Raw genomic sequence first — 22,063 nt, forward strand, 5'->3', positions numbered from 1 at the left:
CGACGCGGAGGCGGACATGGAGCACAGGACACTCGGACGAACCGGACGCGACGTCTCTGTCGTCGGACTCGGCACGTGGCAGCTCGGCGCCGACTGGGGCGACGTGTCGGAGGCCGACGCGCTCGGCGTGCTCGCGGCGGCGACGGAGGGCGGCGTGACGTTCTTCGACACCGCCGACGTCTACGGCGACGGCCGCAGCGAGCAGATCATCGGCCGCTTCCTCGACGAGCGCGGTCTGCGCGACGACATCGCGGTCGCGACGAAGATGGGCCGTCGCGTCGATCAGGTGCCCGAGAACTACACGCTCGAGAACTTCCGGGCGTGGACCGACCGGTCGCGCGCCAACCTCGGCGTCGACACTCTCGATCTCGTCCAGCTGCACTGCCCGCCGTCGTCGGTGTACGCCGACGACGCGGTCTTCGACGCGCTCGACGTGCTCGTGGACGAGGGGGCGATCGCCCACTACGGCGTGAGCGTCGAGACCGTCGCGGAGGCGCTCGCGGCGATCGCGCGGCCGAACGTCGCGACCGTGCAGATCATCGTGAACGCCTTCCGCCTCAAGCCGCTCGACGAGGTGCTCCCCGCGGCGCAGGAGGCCGGGGTCGGGATCATCGCCCGGGTGCCGCTCGCGTCGGGTCTCCTGTCAGGGCGGTACGACGAGACGACCTCGTTCGCGGCGAACGACCACCGCACATATAACCGCTCGGGCGAGGCCTTCGACGTGGGCGAGACCTTCTCCGGCGTCGACTACGCGACCGGCGTCCAGGCCGCGCGCGAGTTCAGCGCGCTCGTCGCCGAGCAGGCACCCGAGGGCGTGTCGCCCGCGCAGGCGGCGATCGCGTGGCTCTGGCAGCAGCCCGGCGTGAGCAGCGTCATCCCCGGCGCCCGCTCGATCGCCCAGGCGCGGAGCAACGCAGCCGCGGGCTCCGTCTCCCCGCTCGGCGAGGCGTTCGAGGCCGGCGTGCGCCGGATCTACGACGCCCACCTGCGCGAGGCCATCCACCCGCGCTGGTGAGGCGGCGCGGGCTCAGCCCGCGATGACCGTCGCGATCGCGTTCCAGGCCTGGTACACCCCGAGCACGATGAAGAGCACGGCCGTGATGCCGAGCGCGACGTTGTGGTGCCAGCGGTTGCGGAACTCCGTCGGCACGCGATCGGTGTTGAGGATGGGCAGGAGCGTGATCGCGAGGAAGGGCATGAAGAGCGCGCCGAGGAATCCGTAGAGCAGCACGAGGAAGATCGGCTGGTCGAGGAACAGCATGAGCATGGGCGGGAACGTCAGCCACAGCACGTAGACGCGGAACCACTTGCCGTGTCCGCGGGAGTCGGCGTGATCGGAGCCCTTGCCGGTGATGTTGCCCATGAAGTCGGCGAACATGAGCGAGACGCCGTTCCAGACGCCGAGCAGCGACGAGAAGCCCGCGGCCCAGAAGCCGACGAGGAACCACACGCCGATGAACTCGCCGTAGCGCTCGCGCAGGACGGCGTCGAGCTCGAGAAGGCCCTGGTCGCCGGATGCCAGCGCCACGCCCGCCGCCTGCACGACCTCGACCCCGACGATGAGCATCGAGATCACGAAGATGCCGGTCACGACATACGCGACCGTGTTGTCGATGCGCATGACGCGGAGGAAGCGGGGCTGGTCCCACCCCTTCTCGCGCAGCCAGTAGCCGTACGCCGCGAGCGTGATCGTGCCGCCGACCCCGCCGGCGAGCGCGAGCGTGTAGAAGATGCCGTTCGGGGCATCCGGCAGGAGAGGGACGAGGCCGGTGAGCACCTGGAAGACGTTGGGCGCCGCGATGATCGCGAGGATCACGATCGTCACGAACATGAGGCCGACGAGCGCGGCCGTGATGCGCTCGAAGAAGCGGTACTTGCCGAACCAGATGAGGACGAAGCCGGCGAGCCCCATCGCGACCGCCCACATCCAGGTCTCGCCGCCGAACAGCGCGACGAGCGGGAGCGCGGTCGAGCTCATGGCCGACGCCGCGTACACGAAGCCCCAGATGACGATGTACGGGGCGAAGTACCACACGGGCCAGCGCCCGAGCGAGCGCCACCCCTCGAAGATCGTCCGGCCGGTGGCGACGGTGTACCGACCCGCGCCCTCGACGAGCACGATCTTGAGGATCACGCCGAGGACCACGGCCCACAGGAGCATGTAGCCGTAGTTCGAGCCCGCGACGAGGGTCGCGACCATGTCGGCCGAGCCCACGCCGGTCGCCGCGACGACCAGGCCGGGGCCGATCACCTTCCACTTCGGGGTCTGCTCAGGCGACGTCGACATGCGAACCTCCTCGTCTCGCGGCGCGGCACGGCCCGCGCACTCCGACGCTAACGGCAGATCGCGGCGGATCGGCGCATCCGCTCCGGGGTGGTGCGCGGGCGGGAGCGCGGCGGCCGCGTTGTGCGCATCCGATAACGCCTTCGTCCGTCGGTGCCGCGCGGGGGCAGGATGGACCCGCGCGCGCCCGCGCGCCACAGGCACGTTCGAAGGAGAGCGGATGATCCAGGACGGTTCCCTCGCAGGGCGGACGATCCTCATGTCGGGCGGGAGCCGCGGCATCGGACTCGCGATCGCGCTGCGCGCCGCGCGCGACGGGGCCAACGTCGCGCTGCTGGCGAAGACCGACAGCCCGCACCCGCGGCTCGAGGGCACGGTGCACACCGCGGCGGACGCCATCCGCGCCGCGGGCGGCCAGGCCCTCGCGATCGTCGGCGACGTCCGCGACGACGACGCGATCGCGCAGGCCGTCATGGAGACCGTCGGGACGTTCGGGGGCATCGACGCCGTCGTCAACAACGCGAGCGTGATCGACCTCTCCGGCTCGGAGGACCTCGCGGCGAAGAAATACGACCTCATGCAGGACGTCAACGTCCGAGGGACGTTCATGTTGAGCCGGGCCGCCATCCCCGTCCTGCGCGAGAGCGGCAATCCGCACATCCTGTCGCTCTCGCCGCCGCTCACCGTCACGCCGCGGTGGCTCGGGGCCCATCCCGGCTACAGCATCGCCAAGTTCGGGATGACCATGGCGACCCTCGGGCTCGCCGCCGAGTTCGCGGACGCGGGGATCGCCGCGAACGCGCTCTGGCCGAAGACGCTCATCGCGACCGCGGCGGTGCGCAACGTCATCGGCGGCGACGCGATGATGGCGCGCAGCCGGACGCCGGAGATCTACGCCGACGCGGCGCACGTCGTGCTCACCCAGCCGGCGCGCGCGTACTCGGGCCAGACGCTCATCGTCGAGGACGTGCTCGCCGACGCCGGCGTGACCGACCTCTCGGGCTACGCGGCCGTGCCCGGGACGCCCGACGAGGACCTCATCCCCGACGTCTTCCTCTAGCCGCGGCTCACGTGGCGCTCCACAGATCGCGGTAGTACGCCATCCGCTCGCGGTCGGGCGCGACGCCGTAGGCCTCGACGAGCGCGTCCTCCCAACCGGGGCCGTAGTTCCACTCGGTGCTCATGGCGGCCACCGCGATGTCGGCCCAGCGGTCGGCGACGCCGAGCGCGCCGAAATCCACGTGACCCGCCCACCGGCCCGCGTCGTCGACGAGGGTGTTCGGGCAGCAGGCGTCTCCGTGGCAGACGACGAGCCGGTCGACGGGCGGCGCGGCCTGGAGGGCGTCGGGCACGCGGATGCCGCGGCGCGCGGCGTTGGACACACGGTCGGGCACCTGCCACGACCAGGGGCACTCGGCGACGGGGAGCGCCTCGTGCAGCGCCCGCAGGCCCTCGCCCACGGCGCGCACGGCCGTCGCGGGGTCGGCGAGCCACCGCGGTGCGACCGCGCTCCGCCCCGGGAGCGCGCGCGTCACCATCCACTCGTGCGCGCCATCCGATCCGTGCGCGATCACCTCGGGAACCCGAGCCCACCGCACCGCCCACGCGAGCCGCTCGGCCTCGTCCGCCATGGACGTCTCGAGGTCGAGCGGGCCCCACTTGATGTACCGCCCGTCGTCGGTGCGGAAGGTGAGACCGCCGAGCTCGTTCCGCCAGGCGGGCTCGAGCCGCGCGGGCCCCGCGAGGGCGCGCACGCGGTCCGGTACGGCGATGTCGTCGACGGGGATGCTCATGCAGCCATCCTGCCCTGCCGGAACCAGCGGCTTCGCAGGGCGGGGCTCTACCCTGGAGGAATGACCGAGCGCCCCGAGAGCACGACGACACGCCCGACGAGCACCGGCGTGCGGCAGGTGCGCCCGCGCACGGAGGGGTGGCAGCAGCAGAAGGACGAGAGCGGTCGCCCGCTCCTGCAGTTCGCGAGCCCGAAGCGGGGCAAGCCCCCTGTGCACCTCGCCGACCTCACGCCCGAGGAGCGCGTCGCCAAGGTCAAGGAGCTCGGCCTCCCTGGCTTCCGGGCGAAGCAGCTCGCGAAGCACTACTTCACGCACTACACGAGCGACCCCGCCGCGATGACGGACCTCCCCGCGGAAGGGCGCGAGGAGCTCGTCGCGGGGCTCCTGCCCCCGCTGCTGACCGAGGTGCGCCGCCTGCAGACCGACGGCGGCGACACGATCAAGTTCCTCTGGAGGCTGCACGACGGAGCGCTCGTCGAGTCGGTGCTCATGCGCTACCCCGGGCGCATCACGCTGTGCGTGTCGTCGCAGGCCGGCTGCGGCATGAACTGCCCGTTCTGCGCGACGGGGCAGGCGGGTCTCACGCGCAACATGTCGGCAGCCGAGATCGTCGACCAGATCGTGCGCGCGAACCAGGTCATCGCGTCGGGCGAGCTGGGCGGCAAGAAGGCCGACGATCACAGCGCCGAGCGCGTCTCGAACATCGTCTTCATGGGGATGGGCGAGCCGCTCGCGAACTACGCCCGCGTCATGCAGGCGGTGCGGGTGATGGTCGACAAGAAGGAGGGCCTCGGCATGAGCGCCCGCGGCATCACGGTGTCGACCGTGGGGCTGGTCCCGGCCATCCGCAAGCTCGCGGCCGAGGACATCCCCGTCACGTTCGCGCTGTCGCTGCACGCGCCCGACGACGAGCTGCGCGACGAGCTCATCCCCGTCAACTCGCGCTGGAAGGTCGACGAGGCGCTCGATGCCGCGCGCGCCTACTTCGACGCGACCGGACGCCGCGTCTCGATCGAATACGCCCTCATCCGCGACATGAACGACCACGCGTGGCGCGCCGACCTCCTCGCCGAGAAGCTCAACGCGCGCGGCAAGGGATGGGTGCACGTGAACCCCATCCCGTTGAACCCGACGCCGGGTTCGGTGTGGGACGCGTCGGAGCGCTCGGTGCAGATGGAGTTCGTCCGCCGCCTCAACGATGCGGGCGTGCCCACGACCATCCGCGACACCCGGGGCAAGGAGATCGACGGCGCGTGCGGTCAGCTCGTCGCGACCGAGGACGATCAGGCGGCTGCGGCAGCCGCGGGCTGAGCGAGCGAAGCGAGACGAAACCGCCACGGAGGACGACCAGGCGGCTGCGGCAGCCGCGGGCTGAGTCGTAGCAAGCGGTTTCCGGATTCGCGCCGAGGTGCCATCAGGGGCGGCTAGCGTGAAGGCATGGTCAACTATCGCTACCTCGGCAACAGCGGTTTCAAGGTCTCCGAGATCACCTACGGCAACTGGGTGACGCACGCCTCCCAGGTCGAGAACGACGCGGCGATCGCGACGGTGCACGCCGCCCTCGACGCCGGCATCACGACGTTCGACACCGCGGACACGTACGCCAACACCGCGGCCGAGGAGGTGCTCGCGGAGGCCCTCAAGGGGCAGCGTCGCGAGAGCCTCGAGATCTTCACGAAGGTCTACTTCCCGATCGGTCCGAAGGGGCCGAACGACACCGGGCTCAGCCGCAAGCACATCTTCGACGGCATCCACGGATCGCTGCGCCGCCTGAACGTCGACTACGTCGACCTCTTCCAGGCGCACCGCTATGACTACGAGACGCCCCTCGAGGAGACGATGCAGGCGTTCGCCGACGTCGTCCGCCAGGGCAAGGCGCTGTACATCGGCGTCTCGGAGTGGACGGCGGAGCAGCTGCGTGAGGGCCACGCGCTCGCGAAGCAGCTCGGCTTCCAGCTCGTGTCGAACCAGCCCCAGTACTCGATGCTGCACCGCGTCATCGAGGGCAAGGTCGTCCCCGCGAGCGAGGAGCTCGGCATCTCGCAGATCGTCTGGTCGCCCATGGCGCAGGGTGTCCTGAGCGGCAAGTACCTGCCGGGCCAGCCCGTGCCGGCCGGCAGCCGCGCAACCGACGAGAAGAGCGGCGCCGGATTCATCCAGCGCTTCCTCACCGAGGAGACGCTCACCGCCGTCCAGCGCCTCAAGCCGATCGCGGCCGACCTGGGTCTCACGATGCCGCAGCTCGCGATCGCGTGGGTGCTGCAGAACAAGAACGTGGCGGCCGCGCTCGTCGGCGCCTCGCGTCCCGAGCAGCTCGCCGACACGGTCAAGGCGTCGGGCGTCGTCCTCGAGCCCGGAGTCCTGGCCGCGATCGACGCGGCTCTCGAGGGCGTCGTGAACGACGACCCCGAGGACACGTACGGCGTCTCGCCCAAGACCCGACTGGTCTGAACCACACGGAGGGCTCGCGGCCGAGAGGCCGCGAGCCCTCCGTGTGCGTTGTGTTTCATCCGGTTTCCGGATGAGGTGCCGCGATTGGCATGATCTTCTCGTGACGTCCCCCCGCCCCCGCACGCCATGGCCGCGTGCGCTCGCGTACCTGCTGGGCGCCGCCGGTCTCCTCGTCCTCGCCGCCGCGGGTGTCGCCGCGGTGCGCGTCGTCGCCAGCCTGGAGCCCGTCGCGGACTTCCTGCGCGCGTACCCCGGCGACTCGACGCTCCCCGACTTCGTCACCCCGGGCATCCCCGCGTGGGTCTCGTGGACGCACTTCCTCAACGCGTTCTTCCTGGTGCTCATAATCCGGTCGGGGCTGCGTGTGCGGAACGAGAAGGTGGCCGGAGGGCTGTGGTCGTCGAAGCGCGTGAAGAAGCGCCGGATGAGTCTCGCACTGTGGGGCCACATCGCGGTCGACGTGCTGTGGCTGGTCAACGGCGTCGTCTTCGTCGTGCTCCTGTTCGCGTCGGGTCACTGGGCGCGCATCGTGCCGACGAGCGCGGACGTCTTCCCGAACGCGCTGTCGGCGCTCATCCAGTACGCGTCCTTCGATTGGCCGACGCACGACGGCTGGACGAACTACAACGCGCTGCAGCAGCTGAGCTACTTCGCGATCGTCTTCCTCGCCGCTCCGCTCGCGGCGATCACGGGGTTCCGCCTGAGCGCCTTCTGGCCGCGCCAGAGCGAGCGTCTGAGCGCGCTCTTCCCCGAGCGCCTCGCGAAGGCCCTGCACTGGCCGACGATGCTGTTCTTCGTGGCGTTCGTCGTCGTGCACGTCGGGCTCGTGCTCACGACCGGGATGCTCCGCAACCTCAACACGATGTACGCCGGGAACGACGGCGACGGATGGCTCGGCTTCGGGATCTTCGCGCTCTCGGTCGTGGCCCTCGTGGTCGGCTGGTTCGCCATCCGCAACGACGCGTGGATCGCGGCGTTCGCCCGGCGCTTCGGCGACGTGCGCCTGCGCAAGTAGCCGCGGCTGCCTGAGACTAGCGTCCGTCGTCGAGACCAGCGCTCCGGGCACCGGCCTCGACGACCGACGCTAGTCTCGGCGGCCGGGGCCGGGGCCGGGGCCGGGGCCGCGGCCGGGGCCGGGCGCCGTCACAGCCGCGCGATGGTCTGCACGTCGTCGCGGAACTCGCGCGCCGTCTCCTCCGAGACGGTCGCGCGCGTCGCGCCGAGCGCCGCGAGGTAGTCGTCGGTGCCGAGATCCGCTTCTCCCATCTCGCCGTCGCGCAGGGCACGGGCCAGCGCCTCCTGCGACGCGCGTCGGGCGGCGTACTCGATGTCGGCCGGCGTGAGGCCGTCGCTCGCGTCGACGAGCGCGTCGAGATCGAGTCCGTCGACGAGCTGCGACGGCACGTAGCGGCGCCAGATCGCCCGACGGGCTTCCTCGTCGGGGAGCCCGATCGGGATCACGTAGTCGAACCGGCCGTGTCGCAGGAACGCCGCGTCGAGGGCGCGCACGAAGTTCGTCGCGCACACGAGCAGACGCCCCTCGCGCTCGCGGAACTCCGCCACGAGCTTCAGCAGCTCGTTCGTCACGCCCTGCATGGGCGACGGCGGCTCGCCTCCACGCCGTGCCGCGATCTCCTCGACCTCGTCGATGAACACGACCGCGTGCTCGAGCTCGCCGATCATCTCGAACGTCGCGCGCAGGGCCGCGGCGAGCCCGCCCGGCTCACCCGACAGGCGCGAGGGGAACAGCTCGACGAACGGCCAGTCGAGGCGCGAGGCCACCGCCTTCGCGAAGGTCGTCTTGCCCGTGCCGGGAGGTCCGAACAGCATGACCGCGCGCGGCGGCACGACCCCGAACCGATCGGCGAGGTCGGGGCGCGACAGCGGCACGACGAGCCGTTCCTCGAGCAGGTCCTTCTCGAGCTGCATGCCGCTCACCGCATCCCACAGGTGGCGGGGGAGGATGCGCCCACCCACGCCCTTCAGCAGATCGAGCTCGCGACGCTGCACGGGCATCTGGCGCTCGAGGTACCGCAGCTGCGTGCGCGCCTCGAATCCGTTCGCGGTGAGGCCGTCGATCGCTCCCGCGCGGTCCGCGACGAGGATCGACAGCTTGCCCAGGCCGAGCGGAGCCATCCGCCGCTCAAGCGCGTCGAGGAGCCCTGCCTCGACGCGGTCGGTGCGCTCGTGCGGCGCCACCGCGAAGAACACCACCCACCCCTGCGCGTGCGCGGCACGGCCGACGGCGGCGCCGACGATCTCGTCGTCGCGCACGGCGACGACCGCGTGGTCGGCCTGGCACGACGCGATGACCTCCGACAGTGCGTAGACGGGTGCGTCATCGTCGTGGGAGTCCTCCCACAGTCGGACGATCCCGTCGAGATCGTCGTCGTGGAAGTCGCGGATGCGGGTACGGCTCATGATGCCTCCTGGCGGCAGCGGTCGCTCTCGGGGGAGCGGCGGAGAGGTGCCGGCAGGGGTCGTGCCGCGTCATCGCGGTCCCGGGTGCGGGACGGTAACGGACAGCGTAGCGGATGGCGGTGGCGGGTCGATCACGCCGCCTGCGCGCCCGCGCGGTCGAGCTCAGCGACGATGGCGTTCACCGCCGCGCGGCCCGCACGGTTCGCGCCGACCGTGGACGCGGACGGCCCGTACCCGATGAGGAAGAGCCGCGGCTCGTCGAGGGCGCGCCCGTGCGACGCGCGGATGCCGCCATCGGGTGTCCGCAGGCCCAGGGGCGCGAGGTGACGCAGCGCCGGCCGGAACCCGGTGGCCCAGAGGATCGCGTCGGCCGCGACGAACGCGCCGTCGGCCATCCGCACCCCGTCCTCCTCGATCCGCGCGAACATCGGATGGCGCACGAGCACTCCGCGGTCGCGCGCGGCCCGCGCCCAGGGCGTCCAGTGCATGCCCGTCACCGAGATGACACTGCCGGGAGGGAGCCCGCGGCTCACGCGCTCCTCGACACCGGCGATCGCCGCAATGCGAGCCGCCTCGTCGAAGTCGTCGTCGATCCACTGCGGCTCGCGCCGCGTCATCCACACGGTGTCGGCAACGCGCGAGATCTCGTCGAGCAGCTGGACGGCCGAGATGCCGGCGCCCACGACGATGACGCGCTGCCCGGCGAACTCGTCGGTGGAGACGTAGTCCGCGACATGGAGCTGGCGTCCGAGGAAGCGCTCCTGGCCCGGGTATCGCGGGACGAACGGGCTCGTCCACGTTCCCGTGGCGTTGACGATGAAGCGCGCCGACCAGGCGCCGCGATCCGTCTCGACACGCAGGCGGCCATCGGGGTGGTCGTCCTCCCGCCGCACCGCGCGCACGGCGACCGGACGGTGCACGCGCAGGTCGAACATCCGCTCGTACTCCGCGAAGTACGCGGGGAGGACGTCGCGGCTCGCGCTCGCCGGATCCGCCTGAGGCACAGGATGGCCGGGGAGCTCGTGGATGCCGTTGACCGTGCCCATGCGCAGCGAGGCCCAGCGATGCTGCCACGCGCCACCCGGTGCGGCGTTCGCGTCGAGCACGACGAAGGTGCGCTCGCCGCCCTCGTCCACCGGAGCGAAGCCCCGTCGACGGAGGTGGTAGGCCGCGGAGAGTCCGGCCTGCCCGGCGCCGATGACGACGACGTCGACGGGCTGCGGAGTCATATCCGGGGGAACGCGGGCGGCGCGGTGCGTATTCCATGCGAGTGCATGGATGTACGCGGAGTCGATCATTCCGCATACGGAGGAGGCCGCCCCGCGACGCACGTCGCGGGGCGGCCCCTGATCCGGTCGCGTCAGACGCGTCGACGGCGCACGACGAACAGCAGCGCGCCGACGGCGATGAGCATGGCTGCCGCGATGCCGCCCACGACGGCCATGTCGCCACCCGTCGGTGCGAGCTCGCCCTGCGGCTTCTGCTCGGCCTGCGGCTCCTGCGGCGCAGGCGACTCGGGCGCGGGCTCCTCCGGCGCGGGCGTCTCCGGCGCGGGGCTCTCCGGCGCGGGCGACTCCGGTGCCGGCGTCTCCTCGGGTGCCTCGGGAGCCGGGGTCTCACCCGGGACGTGCTCGGCGGCGCGGCCGAGCGGCGCGGGGTCGACGACCTCGTGTGCGGCGAAGTAGTCCACCGTCGCCGACAGGTCGATGAGGCCCGTGTCCGCCGTTCCGACGCCCTCCGCGAAGGTCGTGAATCCGTCGCCGCCCGACGCGATGAACGAGTTCGTCGTCACGAGGAACTCGTCCTCGGGGGCGATCGGGTCTCCGTCGAACGTCATCTCGACGATGTGCTCTCCGGCCGCAGCGTCTTCGATGTACTCGTACGCGAAGCCGTCCGAGATGCCGAGGTGCAGCTTCGGGCGCTCGTTGCCGGGCTGCCACTGCTCCTCGAGGATCTGCTCGAGATGCGCGCCGGTGAGCGTCGTCGTGACGAGCGTGTTGCCGAACGGCTGGACGGCCGCGGCCTCTTCATAGGTCACGGTGCCGTCCTCGCCGTAGAGCAGGTCGTCGCGCAGACCACCCGGGTTCATGATCGCGATGTCGGCGGGTCGGCCGCCGTAGTTCGCGTACTCCGCGGACGTCGCCCACCGGTAGATGTCCGCCACGAGGTTGCCCATCGTCGACTCGACGCCGCGGTCGTCGCCGGGCGGGGTGCCGCCGCGGAGGATGTCGGCGCTGATGCGCCCGACGACCTCCTGCCCGAGCACGTCCGCCTCGGCCGCCGCGGCGTCGACGATCGCCTGCACCTCGGGGTCGGCCGGGAAAAGCGGGACGTCGATCTCCTCGCCCAGCTCGTCGGTCTCCTGGGCGACGAGGTCGACGGTGGAGCTGGCGATCGAGAGCAGCTCGCCCGTCGCGTCGTCGACCTGGAAGTCGAGGGCGCCGAGCGTCGTGCCGTACTGGTGCGCCGAGATCACGGGGCGGTCGGCGATGTCGCACGAGTACAGCTGGTGCGTGTGGCCCGACACGATGGCGTCGATCTCGGGAGACGCCTCGCGGATGAGCTCGCCGTACTCCGACTGCTCATCGGCGACCGAGGTGCAGTCCTCCGATGCCGCACCCGAGTGCGTGAGCAGCACGATGACGTCCGCGGCGCCATCCGCCGTGATCTCCGCGGCCACGCGGTTGGCGGCCTCGAGCTGGCTGCCGAACTCGAGCTCCGAGATGCCGGCGGGGCTCACGAGCGTCGCGGTGTCGCTCGTGACCGTGCCGATGAAGGCGACGCGGACGCCGCCGACCTCGCGCACGGCGTACTCCTCGAGCGCGGGGGTGTCGGTGCCCTTGAGGTACACGTTCGCGCCGAGCGCGAGGTCGGCACTGCCGTAGCGCGGGATGACGCGGTCGCGCAGGTCGGCGAAGCCCTGGTCGAACTCGTGGTTGCCGACGGCGCTGACATCCAGCCCGGCGGCGACGAGCGCGTCGATCGTGGGGTTGTCGTCCTGGATGAACGAGGTGAACGTCGAGGCGCCGATGTTGTCGCCGGCCGACGCGAAGATCGTGTTCGGGTTCTCGGCCTTGAACTGCGCGACAGCGCCCGCGAGCACCGCGGCGCCCGCCTCGTCGCCGTTCGCCTCGATTCGACCGTGGAAGTCGTTGATCGTGAGGATCCGCCCCTCGGTCGTGCCATCGTCGATCGTGTAGAGGGTGGTCGACCCGGACACCTCGTTCCCGACGGCGAGCAGGGGCTTGCCGGTGGGCGACGCGCTCGCGGGGATGAAGTCGAGGCCCTCGGGCCCGAGGTCGCCGGCCTGCGAGAGGATCTCGGCCTGGCGCTCGGGAGCGGCCTCGATGTCGTCCGCAGCCGACACCGAGAAGTCGCGGTTGTTCACGTAGGTCACGTACGCGGGCGACGCGGGGTCGGAGATGTCGTACGCGATGACGCCGCCGAGGCGCTCGAAGCCGATGAAGGCGTAGGTGCGGCCGTCCACCTCCCCGACGGCGAGATTCTCGGGCTCCACGCCCTTGGCGTCGCTGCGGCTCTCGAGCTCGCTGTCGTCGTGGCCCGCGTTGAAGTGCTCCGGCAGCAGCCCGGCCGTGATCTCCTCGAACTGCGCGCCCGAGTCGAAGACCTGCGTGCCGTCGGCGGTGTAGATCGAGAACGAGCGCGCCCCGTAGGCGTAGAGCTCGTCGTAGCAGCCCTGCTCCTCGTCGAAGCCGAGCTCGGTCGTGACCTCGAGGCGACCGAGCTGGTCGTCCTCGAGCAGAGCCGCGTCGAAGGCGGTCTCGCACACGGGCCCGTAGCCCGTCATGAGCCCGGTCTCGTCGTCGACCTCGCCGAGGTCCTTGACGCGGGCGGGCTCGACGTAGTCGCCCCACTCGCGCGCATCGCCCTCGTTGGCCGTCACGAGGTAGGTCTCGCCGTCCACCTCGTACGACGCGATGCCGTCGGGCATGTACATCCCGTGCAGACCCTCGAACGTGCGCAGGTCGATCGTGGGGGCGTCTTCGGGATCGCGGTCCGACGGGTCGAGGGCGACCTGGCCCCAGTCCTTGAAGCCGAGCGACCAGATGTCGGTGACGGTCGCGGTCGGCACGTCGATCACCGCGACCGCGTTGGCCTCCTGGAGTGCCGCATAGGCGGTCGTCCCCGAGACGGCGATGTACTCCGGCTCGAGATTGCGCGACACGGGAAGGTCGTCGCCGTGGGGGCGCGGGCCGAACACGCGGACGTCGGCGGGGAGTGCGCCGCCCTCGAACGCGTGGAAGTCGGCGATCCGGACATCCGCCTGTGCGGGCGCGGCGAGCGTGCCGGCCTCCGGCAGCGTGACGATGCCGATCGAGCCCTCGGGATCGCTCGAGAAGTCGTCGGCAGGCTCGCCCTCATTCGCCACGAGCGCGTATGCGCCGTCGGGTGAGACGGTCACCATGTCGGGCAGAGCGCCGACCGTCACCGTGCCGAGCACGGTCGCCGACTCGGCATCCGCGTCGAAGAAGAGCAGCGCGCCGTCCGCGGTCTTGTCATCGGCGACCTCGAGCGCGACGACGCCGAGCCCGTCCTCGCGGATCGCGACGGAGTTGGCGACGAAGCCCTCGGCGCCGATCGTGTAGAGCAGGGTGGGAGCGGCTGGGTCGCTCATGTCGAGAACGCTCACCGACCCCTCGGCGGCGTTGATCGAGAAGAGGCGGTCGCCGTGGGCCTGCACGATCTCGGACGCGCCCTCGTCGAACACGCCGGTCTCGAACGTGCCCGTGGGCACGAGATCGAACGGCGCGTCCGCGGAGGCGTGGACGAGCGGATCGGGGACGAGAGCTGCGCTCGCCGCGGTGACGGGCGCGATCGCGAGCGCGCACGCGGTCGCCGCGACGGCGGCCGCGCCCACGGCGCGACGGAAGGGAGAAGAAGGCATCGCTGTCCTCGTGGTCGGAGAGAGCGCCGGGTCGGGATGCCCGGGCACCGCGCTCCACCCTGTCGTCGGCAGGTGTCGCCGACGTGAACGGATGGCGAACGCCTGTCGGCGAGGTCGGCGCCCCCTCCGCGCGCACAGCACGGCGCCCCGCGTCGACGGATCGTCGCGGGGCGCCGTGGGTGATCGCTACGCGCGTTCGCGGCGTCGACGGGCGACGAGGAGCGCGCCTGCCGCGACGAGACCGGCCGCGGCCGCGGCCAGGCCCCACGTGACGTCCGTCCCCGTCGGCGCGAGGTGCTCGTCCTCGGGCTTCTGGGTGGGCGGCGTCGAGGGCTCGCTCGTCGGCTCGGGCGTGGCCGTCGCCGTGGGCTCGGGAGACGCCGTCGGCGTCTCGGTCGGCTCCGGCGTCGCGGTCGGCGTGGCGGTCGGCGTCGCGGTCGGCGTGGGCGTCGGCTCCGCGACGTACTCGGCGGCACGGCCGAGCGGCGCGGGGTCGACGACCTCGTGCGCGGCGAAGTAGTCGACCGTCGCCGACAGGTCGATGAGACCCGTGTCCGACGTGCCCGTGCCCTCGAGGAAGGCGGTGAAGCCGTCGCCGCCCGCCGAGACGAACGAGTTCGTCGTCACGAGGAACTCGTCCTCGGCGGCGATCGGCTCGCCCTGGAACGTCATCGACACGACGTGCTCGCCCGCGGGCGCGTCCTCGATGTACTCGTACGCGAAGCCGTCCGAGATGCCGAGGTGCAGCTTCGGGCGCTCGTTGCCGGGCTGCCACTGCTCCTCGAGGAGCTGCTCGAGCTGGGCGCCCGTGAGCGTCGTCGTGGTGAGGGTGTTGCCGAACGGCTGAACCGCCGCGACCTCCTCGTACGTCACGGTGCCGTCCTCGCCGTAGAGCAGGTCGTCGCGCAGGCCGCCGGGGTTCATGACGGCGATGTCGGCGGGCTCGCCGCCGTAGTTGGCGTACTCGGGCGACGTCGACCAGAGGTAGATGTCGGCGACGAGGTTGCCCATCGTCGACTCGACGCCGCGGTCGTCGCCCGGCGGGTTGCCGCCGCGCAGGATGTCGGCGCTGATCGTGCCGACCACCTCCTGGCCGAGCACGTCCGCCTCCTCGGTCGCCGCGTCGACGATCGCCTGAACCTCGGGGTCGGCGGGGAACTGCGGGACGTCGATCTCCTCACCGTTCTCGTCCAGCTCCTGCGTCGCGAGGTCGACCGTGGACCCCGCGATCGACACGAGCTCGTGCGTCGCGGTGTCGACGCTGATCTCGAGCGAGCCGAGCGTCGTGCCGTACTGGTGGGCGGAGATGACGGGGCGGTCGGCGATGTCGCACGAGTACAGCTGGTGCGTGTGGCCCGACACGATGGCGTCGATCTCGGGAGACGCCTCGCGGATGAGCTCGCCGTACTCCGACTGCTCGCCGGCGATCGCCGCGCAGTCCTCGGTCGCCGCGCCCGAGTGCGTGAGCAGCACGACGACGTCGGTCTCGTCGGCGATCTCGGCGGCCACGCGGTTAGCCGCCTCGAGCTGGCTGCCGAAGTCGAGCTCCGAGATGCCGGCGGGGCTCACGAGCGTCGCGGTGTCGCTCGTCACGGTGCCGATGAAGCCCACGCGCACGCCGTCGACCTCGCGGATGGCGTACTCCTTGAGCGCAGGCTCGGTCGTGCCCTTCGCGTAGACGTTCGCGCCGAGCGCGAAGTCCACACCCGCCGCCCACTCGCCGCTGCCGTAGCGCGGGATGACGCGGTCGCGCAGGTCGGCGAAGCCCTGGTCGAACTCGTGGTTGCCGACCGCGCTGACATCCAGTCCGGCGGCGACGAGCGCGTCGATCGTGGGGTTGTCGTCCTGGATGAACGAGGTGAATGTCGAGGCGCCGATGTTGTCGCCGGCCGACGCGAAGATCGTGTTCGGGTTCTCGGCCTTGAACTGCGCGACGGCGCCCGCCAGGACGGCCGCGCCGACCTCGTCGCCGTTCGCCTCGATCCGACCGTGGAAGTCGTTGATCGTGAGCACGCGGAGATCGGTCGTCTCGGGCTCGACGGCGGCGTGCGCCGCCCCGGGGAGGAAGGCGAGAGCGCACGCGGCCGTCATGGCGGCCACGCCGGTCACGCGTCTGAGGGAGGGAGAGGGCATCGTGATCCTCGTCGTGAGAGAGCGGATGGATGGCGCGGGTCGCGCACACTCCGCCATCCTGCCCCGGCGACGGGGCGAGGGGAAGAGCAGGCCGCGGAAGACGGATACGCTGGCGAGCACCATGGGAACTCCGCGCGACCCCCGCATCGTCGTCCGCGTGCTCGGGGGAGCCGCGGCCGGGGGAGCGGCGGTCGGGGCCCTCGGCGTCGCGCTCGCCGCGGCGTTCGCGCGCCGGGTCGTCCGCTGGCGACCGCACGACGACGAGCGCGTGCTCGCGGCAGACGAGCGGATGGTCGTGCTCGCGGCATCGCTCAAGACGCGTCATCCCGGGGTGTTCGGCATGCGGTACGAGGACGGGTACGCCCTTGTCGGCCCGGTCGTCGCCGAGGACGCTCGGACGGTGACGCGCGAGCTGCGCGAGGTCTCCGGACGCCCTCCCGGTCGAGGAGGCGTCAGCTGGGAGGGGGACGTGCACGCCCTCCCCTCGGACGTCGGACCGCACGTCGATGTGCTGATCGACGCACCGAGCGGGCCCGCGCCCGCGTGGCGCTTCGGTCCGGCCGAGAACGCGACCTGGGCCATCCACATCCACGGCATCCGCTCGACGCGCGACGGCGCACTGCGCACCGTGCCCGCGGCCGACGCCGAGGGCCTGTCGAGCCTCGTCGTCTCGTACCGCGGCGACGGCGACGCGGCCCCTGCACCGGGAGGCGCGAGCCGTCTCGGGCTCGACGAGGCGGACGACGTCGATGCCGCGATCGGCTTCGCGGTCGAGCAGGGCGCCGAGCGGATCGTGCTCGTGGGCTGGTCGATGGGCGGCGGGATCGCGCTGCGGCTCACGGAGCGCAGCGCGCATCGCGAGCGGATCGCCGGCCTCGTGCTCGTCGGCCCCGCGACCGACTGGCGCGCGGCCATCCGATCGGGTGCGGCGGCCGGGGGCGTCCCGCTGCCCGGGGCGGCCGCGCGCATCGCGTGCGCCGCGCTCGGCCATCCGCTGCTGTCGCGGCTCGCGGGCATGCGCGCACCGGTCGACCTGGACGAGCTGGACTGGACGCGACCCGGGCGCCTCGCCGTGCCCACGCTGGTCGTGCATTCGCGGGCCGACCGCACGGTGCCATTCGACTCGACCGAGCGGTTCGCGGCGGCGAACCCTGGGCTCGTCGAGGTGCAGGAGGCGCCGGCGGCCGATCACTCCTGGGAGTACAACGTCGCGCCCGAGTGGTTCACCGAGACGGTGCGCGCGTGGCTGCGCGCGCACGTCGCCTGATCACTGCTGGCCCGTGTAGAAGTCGAAGGTCGCATCGGCTGCCGCCTGAGCGGCCTGCGGGTCGGCCCCTGCCGCGACGTGGGCGGCCGCCCAGCCGTCCGCGGCGGCGCGCGTGAACGCCCGCCCCTCGTCCGACAGCTGCCACGCCTCGGCCTCGGCGGGCGAGACCGCGCCCTCGACCGCGCCGAGGTGCAGCGCGAGGCCGAGGAGGCCCTGGTCCCATCCGACGCCGGTCGCCCCGGGGCCGAACGTCTCCCACATGCCCGGCGGCACATCCGCCGTGCGCGCGGTGTGCTCGAGCTCGAGCCGGGTGCGGCCGTCGGCGACGGACCTGAGGCGGACGGCGAGCCACGTCACGCCTCCGCCGTACTCCCAGGTGACGCGGTAGCCCGCCGAGCCGCCGTCCGGTGCGGCGCACGCGAGCACCTCGCCGCCCGCGTTGCCCTCGAGCTGGTACCGGCCGCCGAGCCGCAGGTCTCCTGACACGGGGAGGAACCAGCGGGCGATGCGCTCGGGCGCGGTCACGGCCTCCCACACGTCGTCGATGCCCGACGGGTACTCCTGCGCGATGGTCTGCACGTGCGCAGCGTGCCCGTCGACCTCGTCCTCCCGCAGCTCGCGCGAGACCGCATCGAGCTGCGCCTGGATGTCCACCATGATCATTCCTCTCTGTCGCCGGGAGGCTCCCGGTCATCGTCTTCGCGCTCGGATGGCCCCTCCGCACGGCGCGCGCGCCGCCCGCGCGCGAGCTCGGTGTCGAGTGCCGCGAGGGGGCCCCGCCAGAAGCGCTCGAACGGGGTGAGCCATGCGCTCGCGGCCTGCATCCCGCGCGGGTCGACCGCGTAGATCCGCCGGACGCCCTCGGCGCGCACGGTCGCGAACCCCTGCTCGCGGAGCACGCGCAGGTGCTGGGAGACGGCCGGCTGGCTGATGCCGAACTCGGCCTGGATCACCGAGCCGAGGTCTCCCGCGGCGGTCTCGCCGTCGGTCAGGAGCTCGAGGATGCGCCGGCGGACCGGATCCCCGAGGACATCGAGCGCGTGCATGCGCCCATTCTTCACCTGGCGCTTATATAAGTCAATGCTTAACTCAGTGGTCAGCGCGCGGCGCGGCCAGCGGCGTAGCCCTCGGCGTACGCCTCGTCGGCGCCGAGTCGGAACATGTCGCGCTCCCCGGTGCGCACGATCGACCGGGCGCCCGGCAGGTCGAGGTCGCCGACGAGGTCGCCGCGCCCGCGCACGACCGCGACGGGCATCCCCGTCGCCTTCCGCTTGACGAGGTCGGCTGCGGCGCACAGTTCGTCCGCGACGCACGGGAGGGTCACGACGAGCGGACGGCCCTGCGCGTCGACCTCGCCGCGCAGATCCTCGAAGACGTGCACGCCGCCCGCGCCGATCGCGTGGTCGGTCTGCCCGTCGCGCCAGGCTCGGCCGAGGGTGTCCGAGACGAGCACCCCGAGGCGCACGCCGAACCGGTCCCGGAGCGCCGCCGCGAGCGCGCGCGCCGACGCATCCGGATCCTCCGGCAGCAGCAGGACCGTGCCTTCGGGTGTGTTCGACGCGTCGACGCCCGCCGCCGCCGACACGATCCCGAGCCGGTTCTCGACGATGCGCGTCGTGTGCCCGGACGGCGCGGTGCGCGTCGCGACGACCCGCACGGTCTCGCGCGTGATGGCGTCCTCGCGGTCGTCGGCGACCACGAACCGGCCCTCGGCCTTCGAGACGATCTTGCTCGTGACGACGAGGATGTCGCCATCCGCCACCGGGACATCCGCCGCCGCGAGCGCGTCGCCGATGAGCTGGGCGAGGTCGTCGTCCGCCGTGACCTCGCCGATGCCGGCGAGCGCCCAGATCTGCAGCACGCGCGTCAGCTGCGCGAGTAGCGCACCTCGGTGATCGTCTCACCGAGGAACGCCTCTTCGCGCCGACCGCCGTCGAGGCGCAGGTTGCGCTTCTCGTAGAAGTCGCGGGCGCCGGGGTACTGCTCGGCCAGCCACAGGTACAGCGGCTCGTCCTTCTCGACGACCGCGTCGAAGAGCGCGCGGCCGATGCCCTTGCGGTGCCACGAGTCGAGCAGGTACACGAAGTACAGCTCCCGGGCGGCCGGGGCGTCCGTGTCGCGCGCCGGACCGGAGCCCGCGAAGCCGATGATCTCGCCGTCGACGAGAGCGGCGGCCATCCGGTACTCGGGGCCGAGGGCCGTGTAGTGGGTCCAGAGCTCGGCCAGGCGCTTGGGCGAGACGTTCTCGAGCGTGGCCTTGCTGATCAGCTGGTCGTAGGTCTCGTGCCAGACCTTCGCGTGCACGCGTCCGAGTGCCTCGACGTCGACATCGCGGACAGGTCGGACGAGCACGTCGGCGTGCGTTTCGGTGGCCATGCCGTCAGATTACGCGCGCCCGGAGGAGGGGCGAAATCGGAGGGGGATGGCCGGCCGCGGGGTTGTGGGACGAGCACAAGGAAAGCGGCCCGGGCGCGCGCCGCCGGTAGCGTCCGGACCCGTGAACGTGCTCTGGCGAACCCTCTTCGTGATGCTCCGAGCGAAGCTGCGCAGGCGCCGTCGCGGGACGCGGCCCCTCACCGACGTCTACCGCATCCGTCTCCGCGTGCTGCCGACCGACATCGACCTCCTGCGGCATCTCAACAACGGGCGCTACCTGTCGCTGTTCGACCTGGGGCGCTGGGACATGCTCGAGCAGGCCGGACTCACCGATGTCTTCCGCGCCCGCGGCTGGTACCCGGTCGTCTCGAGCGAGACGATCACCTTCCGCCGCTCGCTCGACCTGTGGCAGCGGTTCGACCTCGAGACGCGCTGGATCGGCCGCGACCACCGCGCGCTCTACATGGAGCACCGCGCCGTGGTCGACGGCGAGGTCTTCGCGCGCGCCATCGTGCGAGCGCGCCTCCTCGGCCCCGGCGGGCCGGTTCCGCACGACGACCTGTTCGCCGCGGTGCACGTGCCCGAGGGCCTTCCCGAGGTCGACGAGTGGATCCACACGTGGGCCGACGCGGCGGCGCTGCCGTCGACGCGGCGCCCCGCCCCCAGCATCTGGGACTGATGTCGCCCGGTCCCGGGGCATTACCGTGAACGCATGCTCCGGATGCTCGGGACCATGGGGAGGCTGCTGCTCGCGCACTGGCCGGCGCTGCTGGCGTGGTTCCTCTTCGGGCAGCTCGGGCGCCACCTCGCGGTCGAGGCCGCCGCCTACGTGGGGCTCTACTCGGGCATCGGCGGGCTCATGCTCCTCGCGCTCGGCGTGCTGTTCCGGCTCGTCGCGCTCGTCGCGATGCTCCTCGTGATGCGGGACGGGATGGCCGCGCTGCAGCAGGTCGCGCCGACTCCCGTCGATCGCCGAGAGCGGCGCGACTTCTTCATCGACGCCCTGATCGCGGCGATGATCCCGTTCATCGCGTTCTACGTGGCGGCCGGCTATCTCGAGGAGGACCGGCTGGACTGGGCCCGGCGCGCGGGCGAGCTCTACGCGACGGACCTCGGCTGGGGCGACAGCGGCGCCGACCTCTCGCGGATCGTCGAGGTCGAGGTGAGCGCGCTGACGATCGTGCTCATCGTGGTCGCGTTCACGGGGCGCACTCTCTGGACGAGGTTCCGCGACCGGCTGCCCGAGTGGACGGCGGCCGTCGCCGTGGTCTTCGAGCTCGTGTGGACCTTCTGCGTCGGCTTCATCATCCAGTCCTTCTCCGCGCCCGTCCGCGACTGGGTCGAGAGCCGCGCCGCGACGGCCTGGGCCGAGGGCGTGGGCGACGCCATCGCCCGCGCGGCGACTCCCGTCGCGTGGGCGTGGGAAGCACTCTGGTGGCTGGTCACGCAGCTCGTCGAGGTCGTCTCCCTTCCGCTGGCGTGGCTCGCGATCGCGGGCGTCGTCTACGGCGTCGCGATCAGCGCGCGCGGGCTCGAGCTCGATCACCGCGTCATCCGGGCGGCGCGCACGCGTCTGTCGCGCCTTCCCGCGTCGGCGCAGCGACGGCTGAACGACCTCGGCGGGATGGCCGCGTCGCGCGTCGCGCCCATCTACGGCGCGATCCGGCTGATGCTCCGAGGCGGGCCCGTTCTCATCGGCGGGTTCATCCTGCTGTACAGCGTGACGCTCCTGCTCGAGCCCGTCCTCCTCTACGCGATCACGCGCCTCGTCGGCCCGCACGATCTCGCGACGTTCTGGGGCGTCTTCGATCGGCTGATCCTCCTGGTCATGCCGCTGATCGTCGAGCCGCTGCGGCTCGCGCTCGTCGCGTCCGCCTACGACGCGACCCTCGATCGCGTCGTGCTGTCAGCGGGGCAGCTCGAGACGGACGAACGCCGGGGTCTCGCCCTGGACCGGGATGTCGAGAGCAAGGGCGCCGTCGACCTGGCGAGGGACGAGGAAGCTCAAGCCAAGTAGGAAATCCCCGTCGGACGCGTCGCAGAACGCGTCGACCTCCGGGTCGTAGGGCACGTCGAGGTCGGGCGGGTTCGCATTCCACTGCCGGTGCGAGCCGCCGATCTCGCTGAGGCGGATGATGCTGCAGGCGAGTTCGTCGTCCGAGGGCGACACCTCGACGGTGACCGTGATCGCCCGCCCGCCGGGAGGCAGCGGCGACGTGACCTCCGTCGAGACGTCCTCCACGCTGCGCACGCGCCAGGTGGCGCCGCCGAACGCGCCGGTCTCGCCGGCGGCGACCGTGTGCGGGAAGACCGGCATCGTCTCGTGTCGCGACCACCACGCGGGGCCGCCGATGCCGGCGATCGCGCCGACGAGGAGCACGCCGAGCGCCGTCAGGGCGAGGGCGTTGCGTCGCAGCCAGGACCTCTGCATC

19 protein-coding genes are annotated in these 22,063 nt (G+C 72.0%); 8 read left to right on the plus strand and 11 right to left on the minus strand.

What is annotated here, in order from left to right; genetic code table 11:
- Positions 1–16: 16 nt before the first annotated feature.
- On the plus strand, positions 17–1,015 hold the full coding sequence (locus ACOWU6_RS13675; RefSeq protein ID WP_421076016.1) for an aldo/keto reductase: 999 nt from the start codon (positions 17–19) through the stop codon (positions 1,013–1,015).
- A 12-nt stretch (positions 1,016–1,027) separates the two neighbouring features.
- On the opposite strand, the gene ACOWU6_RS13680 is transcribed toward ACOWU6_RS13675, so the two are convergent.
- Positions 1,028–2,287, minus strand: a complete 1,260-nt coding sequence (locus ACOWU6_RS13680) for an Nramp family divalent metal transporter (RefSeq protein ID WP_421076017.1) — start codon at positions 2,285–2,287, stop codon at positions 1,028–1,030.
- Between the two features lie 217 nt (positions 2,288–2,504).
- On the opposite strand from ACOWU6_RS13680, the gene ACOWU6_RS13685 reads away from it, so the two are divergent.
- Complete coding sequence (locus ACOWU6_RS13685) at positions 2,505–3,344, plus strand: SDR family oxidoreductase (RefSeq protein ID WP_421076018.1); 840 nt, start codon at positions 2,505–2,507, stop codon at positions 3,342–3,344.
- A gap of 7 nt (positions 3,345–3,351) precedes the next feature.
- Here ACOWU6_RS13685 and ACOWU6_RS13690 read toward each other — a convergent pair whose 3' ends face one another.
- Positions 3,352–4,077, minus strand: coding sequence for a phosphotransferase (locus tag ACOWU6_RS13690; RefSeq protein WP_421076019.1), 726 nt, complete (start codon positions 4,075–4,077; stop codon positions 3,352–3,354).
- Between the two features lie 60 nt (positions 4,078–4,137).
- Here ACOWU6_RS13690 and rlmN point away from each other — a divergent pair, with 60 nt between their 5' ends.
- The 3 genes from rlmN to ACOWU6_RS13705 all read left to right on the plus strand — a co-directional run bounded on the left by rlmN (position 4,138) and on the right by ACOWU6_RS13705 (position 7,543).
- Positions 4,138–5,388: a 23S rRNA (adenine(2503)-C(2))-methyltransferase RlmN gene (gene rlmN / locus ACOWU6_RS13695; RefSeq protein ID WP_282980105.1), complete on the plus strand. Its 1,251-nt coding sequence runs from the start codon at positions 4,138–4,140 to the stop codon at positions 5,386–5,388.
- A 126-nt stretch (positions 5,389–5,514) separates the two neighbouring features.
- On the plus strand, positions 5,515–6,528 hold the full coding sequence (locus ACOWU6_RS13700; RefSeq protein WP_271174340.1) for an aldo/keto reductase family protein: 1,014 nt from the start codon (positions 5,515–5,517) through the stop codon (positions 6,526–6,528).
- 100 nt (positions 6,529–6,628) lie between these two features.
- A complete protein-coding gene (locus ACOWU6_RS13705; RefSeq protein WP_421076020.1) occupies positions 6,629–7,543 on the plus strand; it encodes a cytochrome b/b6 domain-containing protein in 915 nt (304 codons plus the stop codon).
- Between the two features lie 128 nt (positions 7,544–7,671).
- Here ACOWU6_RS13705 and ACOWU6_RS13710 read toward each other — a convergent pair whose 3' ends face one another.
- From ACOWU6_RS13710 to ACOWU6_RS13725, 4 genes are all read right to left on the minus strand, one after another.
- Complete coding sequence (locus ACOWU6_RS13710; RefSeq protein WP_282980100.1) at positions 7,672–8,949, minus strand: ATP-binding protein; 1,278 nt, start codon at positions 8,947–8,949, stop codon at positions 7,672–7,674.
- A 131-nt stretch (positions 8,950–9,080) separates the two neighbouring features.
- Entirely contained in the window at positions 9,081–10,178 is a 1,098-nt protein-coding gene (locus ACOWU6_RS13715) for an NAD(P)-binding domain-containing protein (protein ID WP_336619522.1), read from the minus strand.
- 131 nt (positions 10,179–10,309) lie between these two features.
- Complete coding sequence (locus ACOWU6_RS13720) at positions 10,310–13,855, minus strand: choice-of-anchor I family protein (protein ID WP_421076021.1); 3,546 nt, start codon at positions 13,853–13,855, stop codon at positions 10,310–10,312.
- A gap of 186 nt (positions 13,856–14,041) precedes the next feature.
- Positions 14,042–15,988, minus strand: coding sequence for a bifunctional metallophosphatase/5'-nucleotidase (locus tag ACOWU6_RS13725; RefSeq protein WP_421076022.1), 1,947 nt, complete (start codon positions 15,986–15,988; stop codon positions 14,042–14,044).
- A gap of 121 nt (positions 15,989–16,109) precedes the next feature.
- Between ACOWU6_RS13725 and ACOWU6_RS13730 the strand changes: the two genes are divergently transcribed.
- Complete coding sequence (locus tag ACOWU6_RS13730) at positions 16,110–17,255, plus strand: alpha/beta hydrolase family protein (protein ID WP_421076023.1); 1,146 nt, start codon at positions 16,110–16,112, stop codon at positions 17,253–17,255.
- Here the strand turns inward: ACOWU6_RS13730 and ACOWU6_RS13735 are convergent, their stop codons facing one another.
- The 4 genes from ACOWU6_RS13735 to ACOWU6_RS13750 are packed head-to-tail and all read right to left on the minus strand — an operon-like array spanning position 17,256 to position 19,631.
- Positions 17,256–17,912: an SRPBCC domain-containing protein gene (locus ACOWU6_RS13735; protein ID WP_421076024.1), complete on the minus strand. Its 657-nt coding sequence runs from the start codon at positions 17,910–17,912 to the stop codon at positions 17,256–17,258.
- A gap of 2 nt (positions 17,913–17,914) precedes the next feature.
- Positions 17,915–18,301, minus strand: a complete 387-nt coding sequence (locus tag ACOWU6_RS13740) for an ArsR/SmtB family transcription factor (protein WP_421076025.1) — start codon at positions 18,299–18,301, stop codon at positions 17,915–17,917.
- Between the two features lie 50 nt (positions 18,302–18,351).
- Complete coding sequence (gene cofE, locus ACOWU6_RS13745) at positions 18,352–19,116, minus strand: coenzyme F420-0:L-glutamate ligase (RefSeq protein WP_324013872.1); 765 nt, start codon at positions 19,114–19,116, stop codon at positions 18,352–18,354.
- A gap of 5 nt (positions 19,117–19,121) precedes the next feature.
- On the minus strand, positions 19,122–19,631 hold the full coding sequence (locus ACOWU6_RS13750) for a GNAT family N-acetyltransferase (RefSeq protein WP_271174330.1): 510 nt from the start codon (positions 19,629–19,631) through the stop codon (positions 19,122–19,124).
- A gap of 151 nt (positions 19,632–19,782) precedes the next feature.
- Here ACOWU6_RS13750 and ACOWU6_RS13755 point away from each other — a divergent pair, with 151 nt between their 5' ends.
- Positions 19,783–20,310 (plus strand): acyl-CoA thioesterase, encoded by a 528-nt coding sequence (locus tag ACOWU6_RS13755; RefSeq protein WP_421076026.1) that lies wholly within the window; start codon positions 19,783–19,785, stop codon positions 20,308–20,310.
- Positions 20,311–20,343: 33 nt separating this feature from the next.
- On the plus strand, positions 20,344–21,648 hold the full coding sequence (locus tag ACOWU6_RS13760) for a hypothetical protein (protein WP_421076027.1): 1,305 nt from the start codon (positions 20,344–20,346) through the stop codon (positions 21,646–21,648).
- Here ACOWU6_RS13760 and ACOWU6_RS13765 read toward each other — a convergent pair.
- A complete protein-coding gene (locus ACOWU6_RS13765) occupies positions 21,538–22,062 on the minus strand; it encodes a hypothetical protein (RefSeq protein WP_421076028.1) in 525 nt (174 codons plus the stop codon). The two genes, ACOWU6_RS13760 and ACOWU6_RS13765, sit on opposite strands and share 111 nt — an antisense overlap.
- Position 22,063: the final 1 nt, after the last annotated feature.

It is taken from the genome of Microbacterium sp. SA156 (genome assembly GCF_049065455.1).
GTDB lineage: Bacteria > Actinomycetota > Actinomycetes > Actinomycetales > Microbacteriaceae > Microbacterium > Microbacterium barkeri.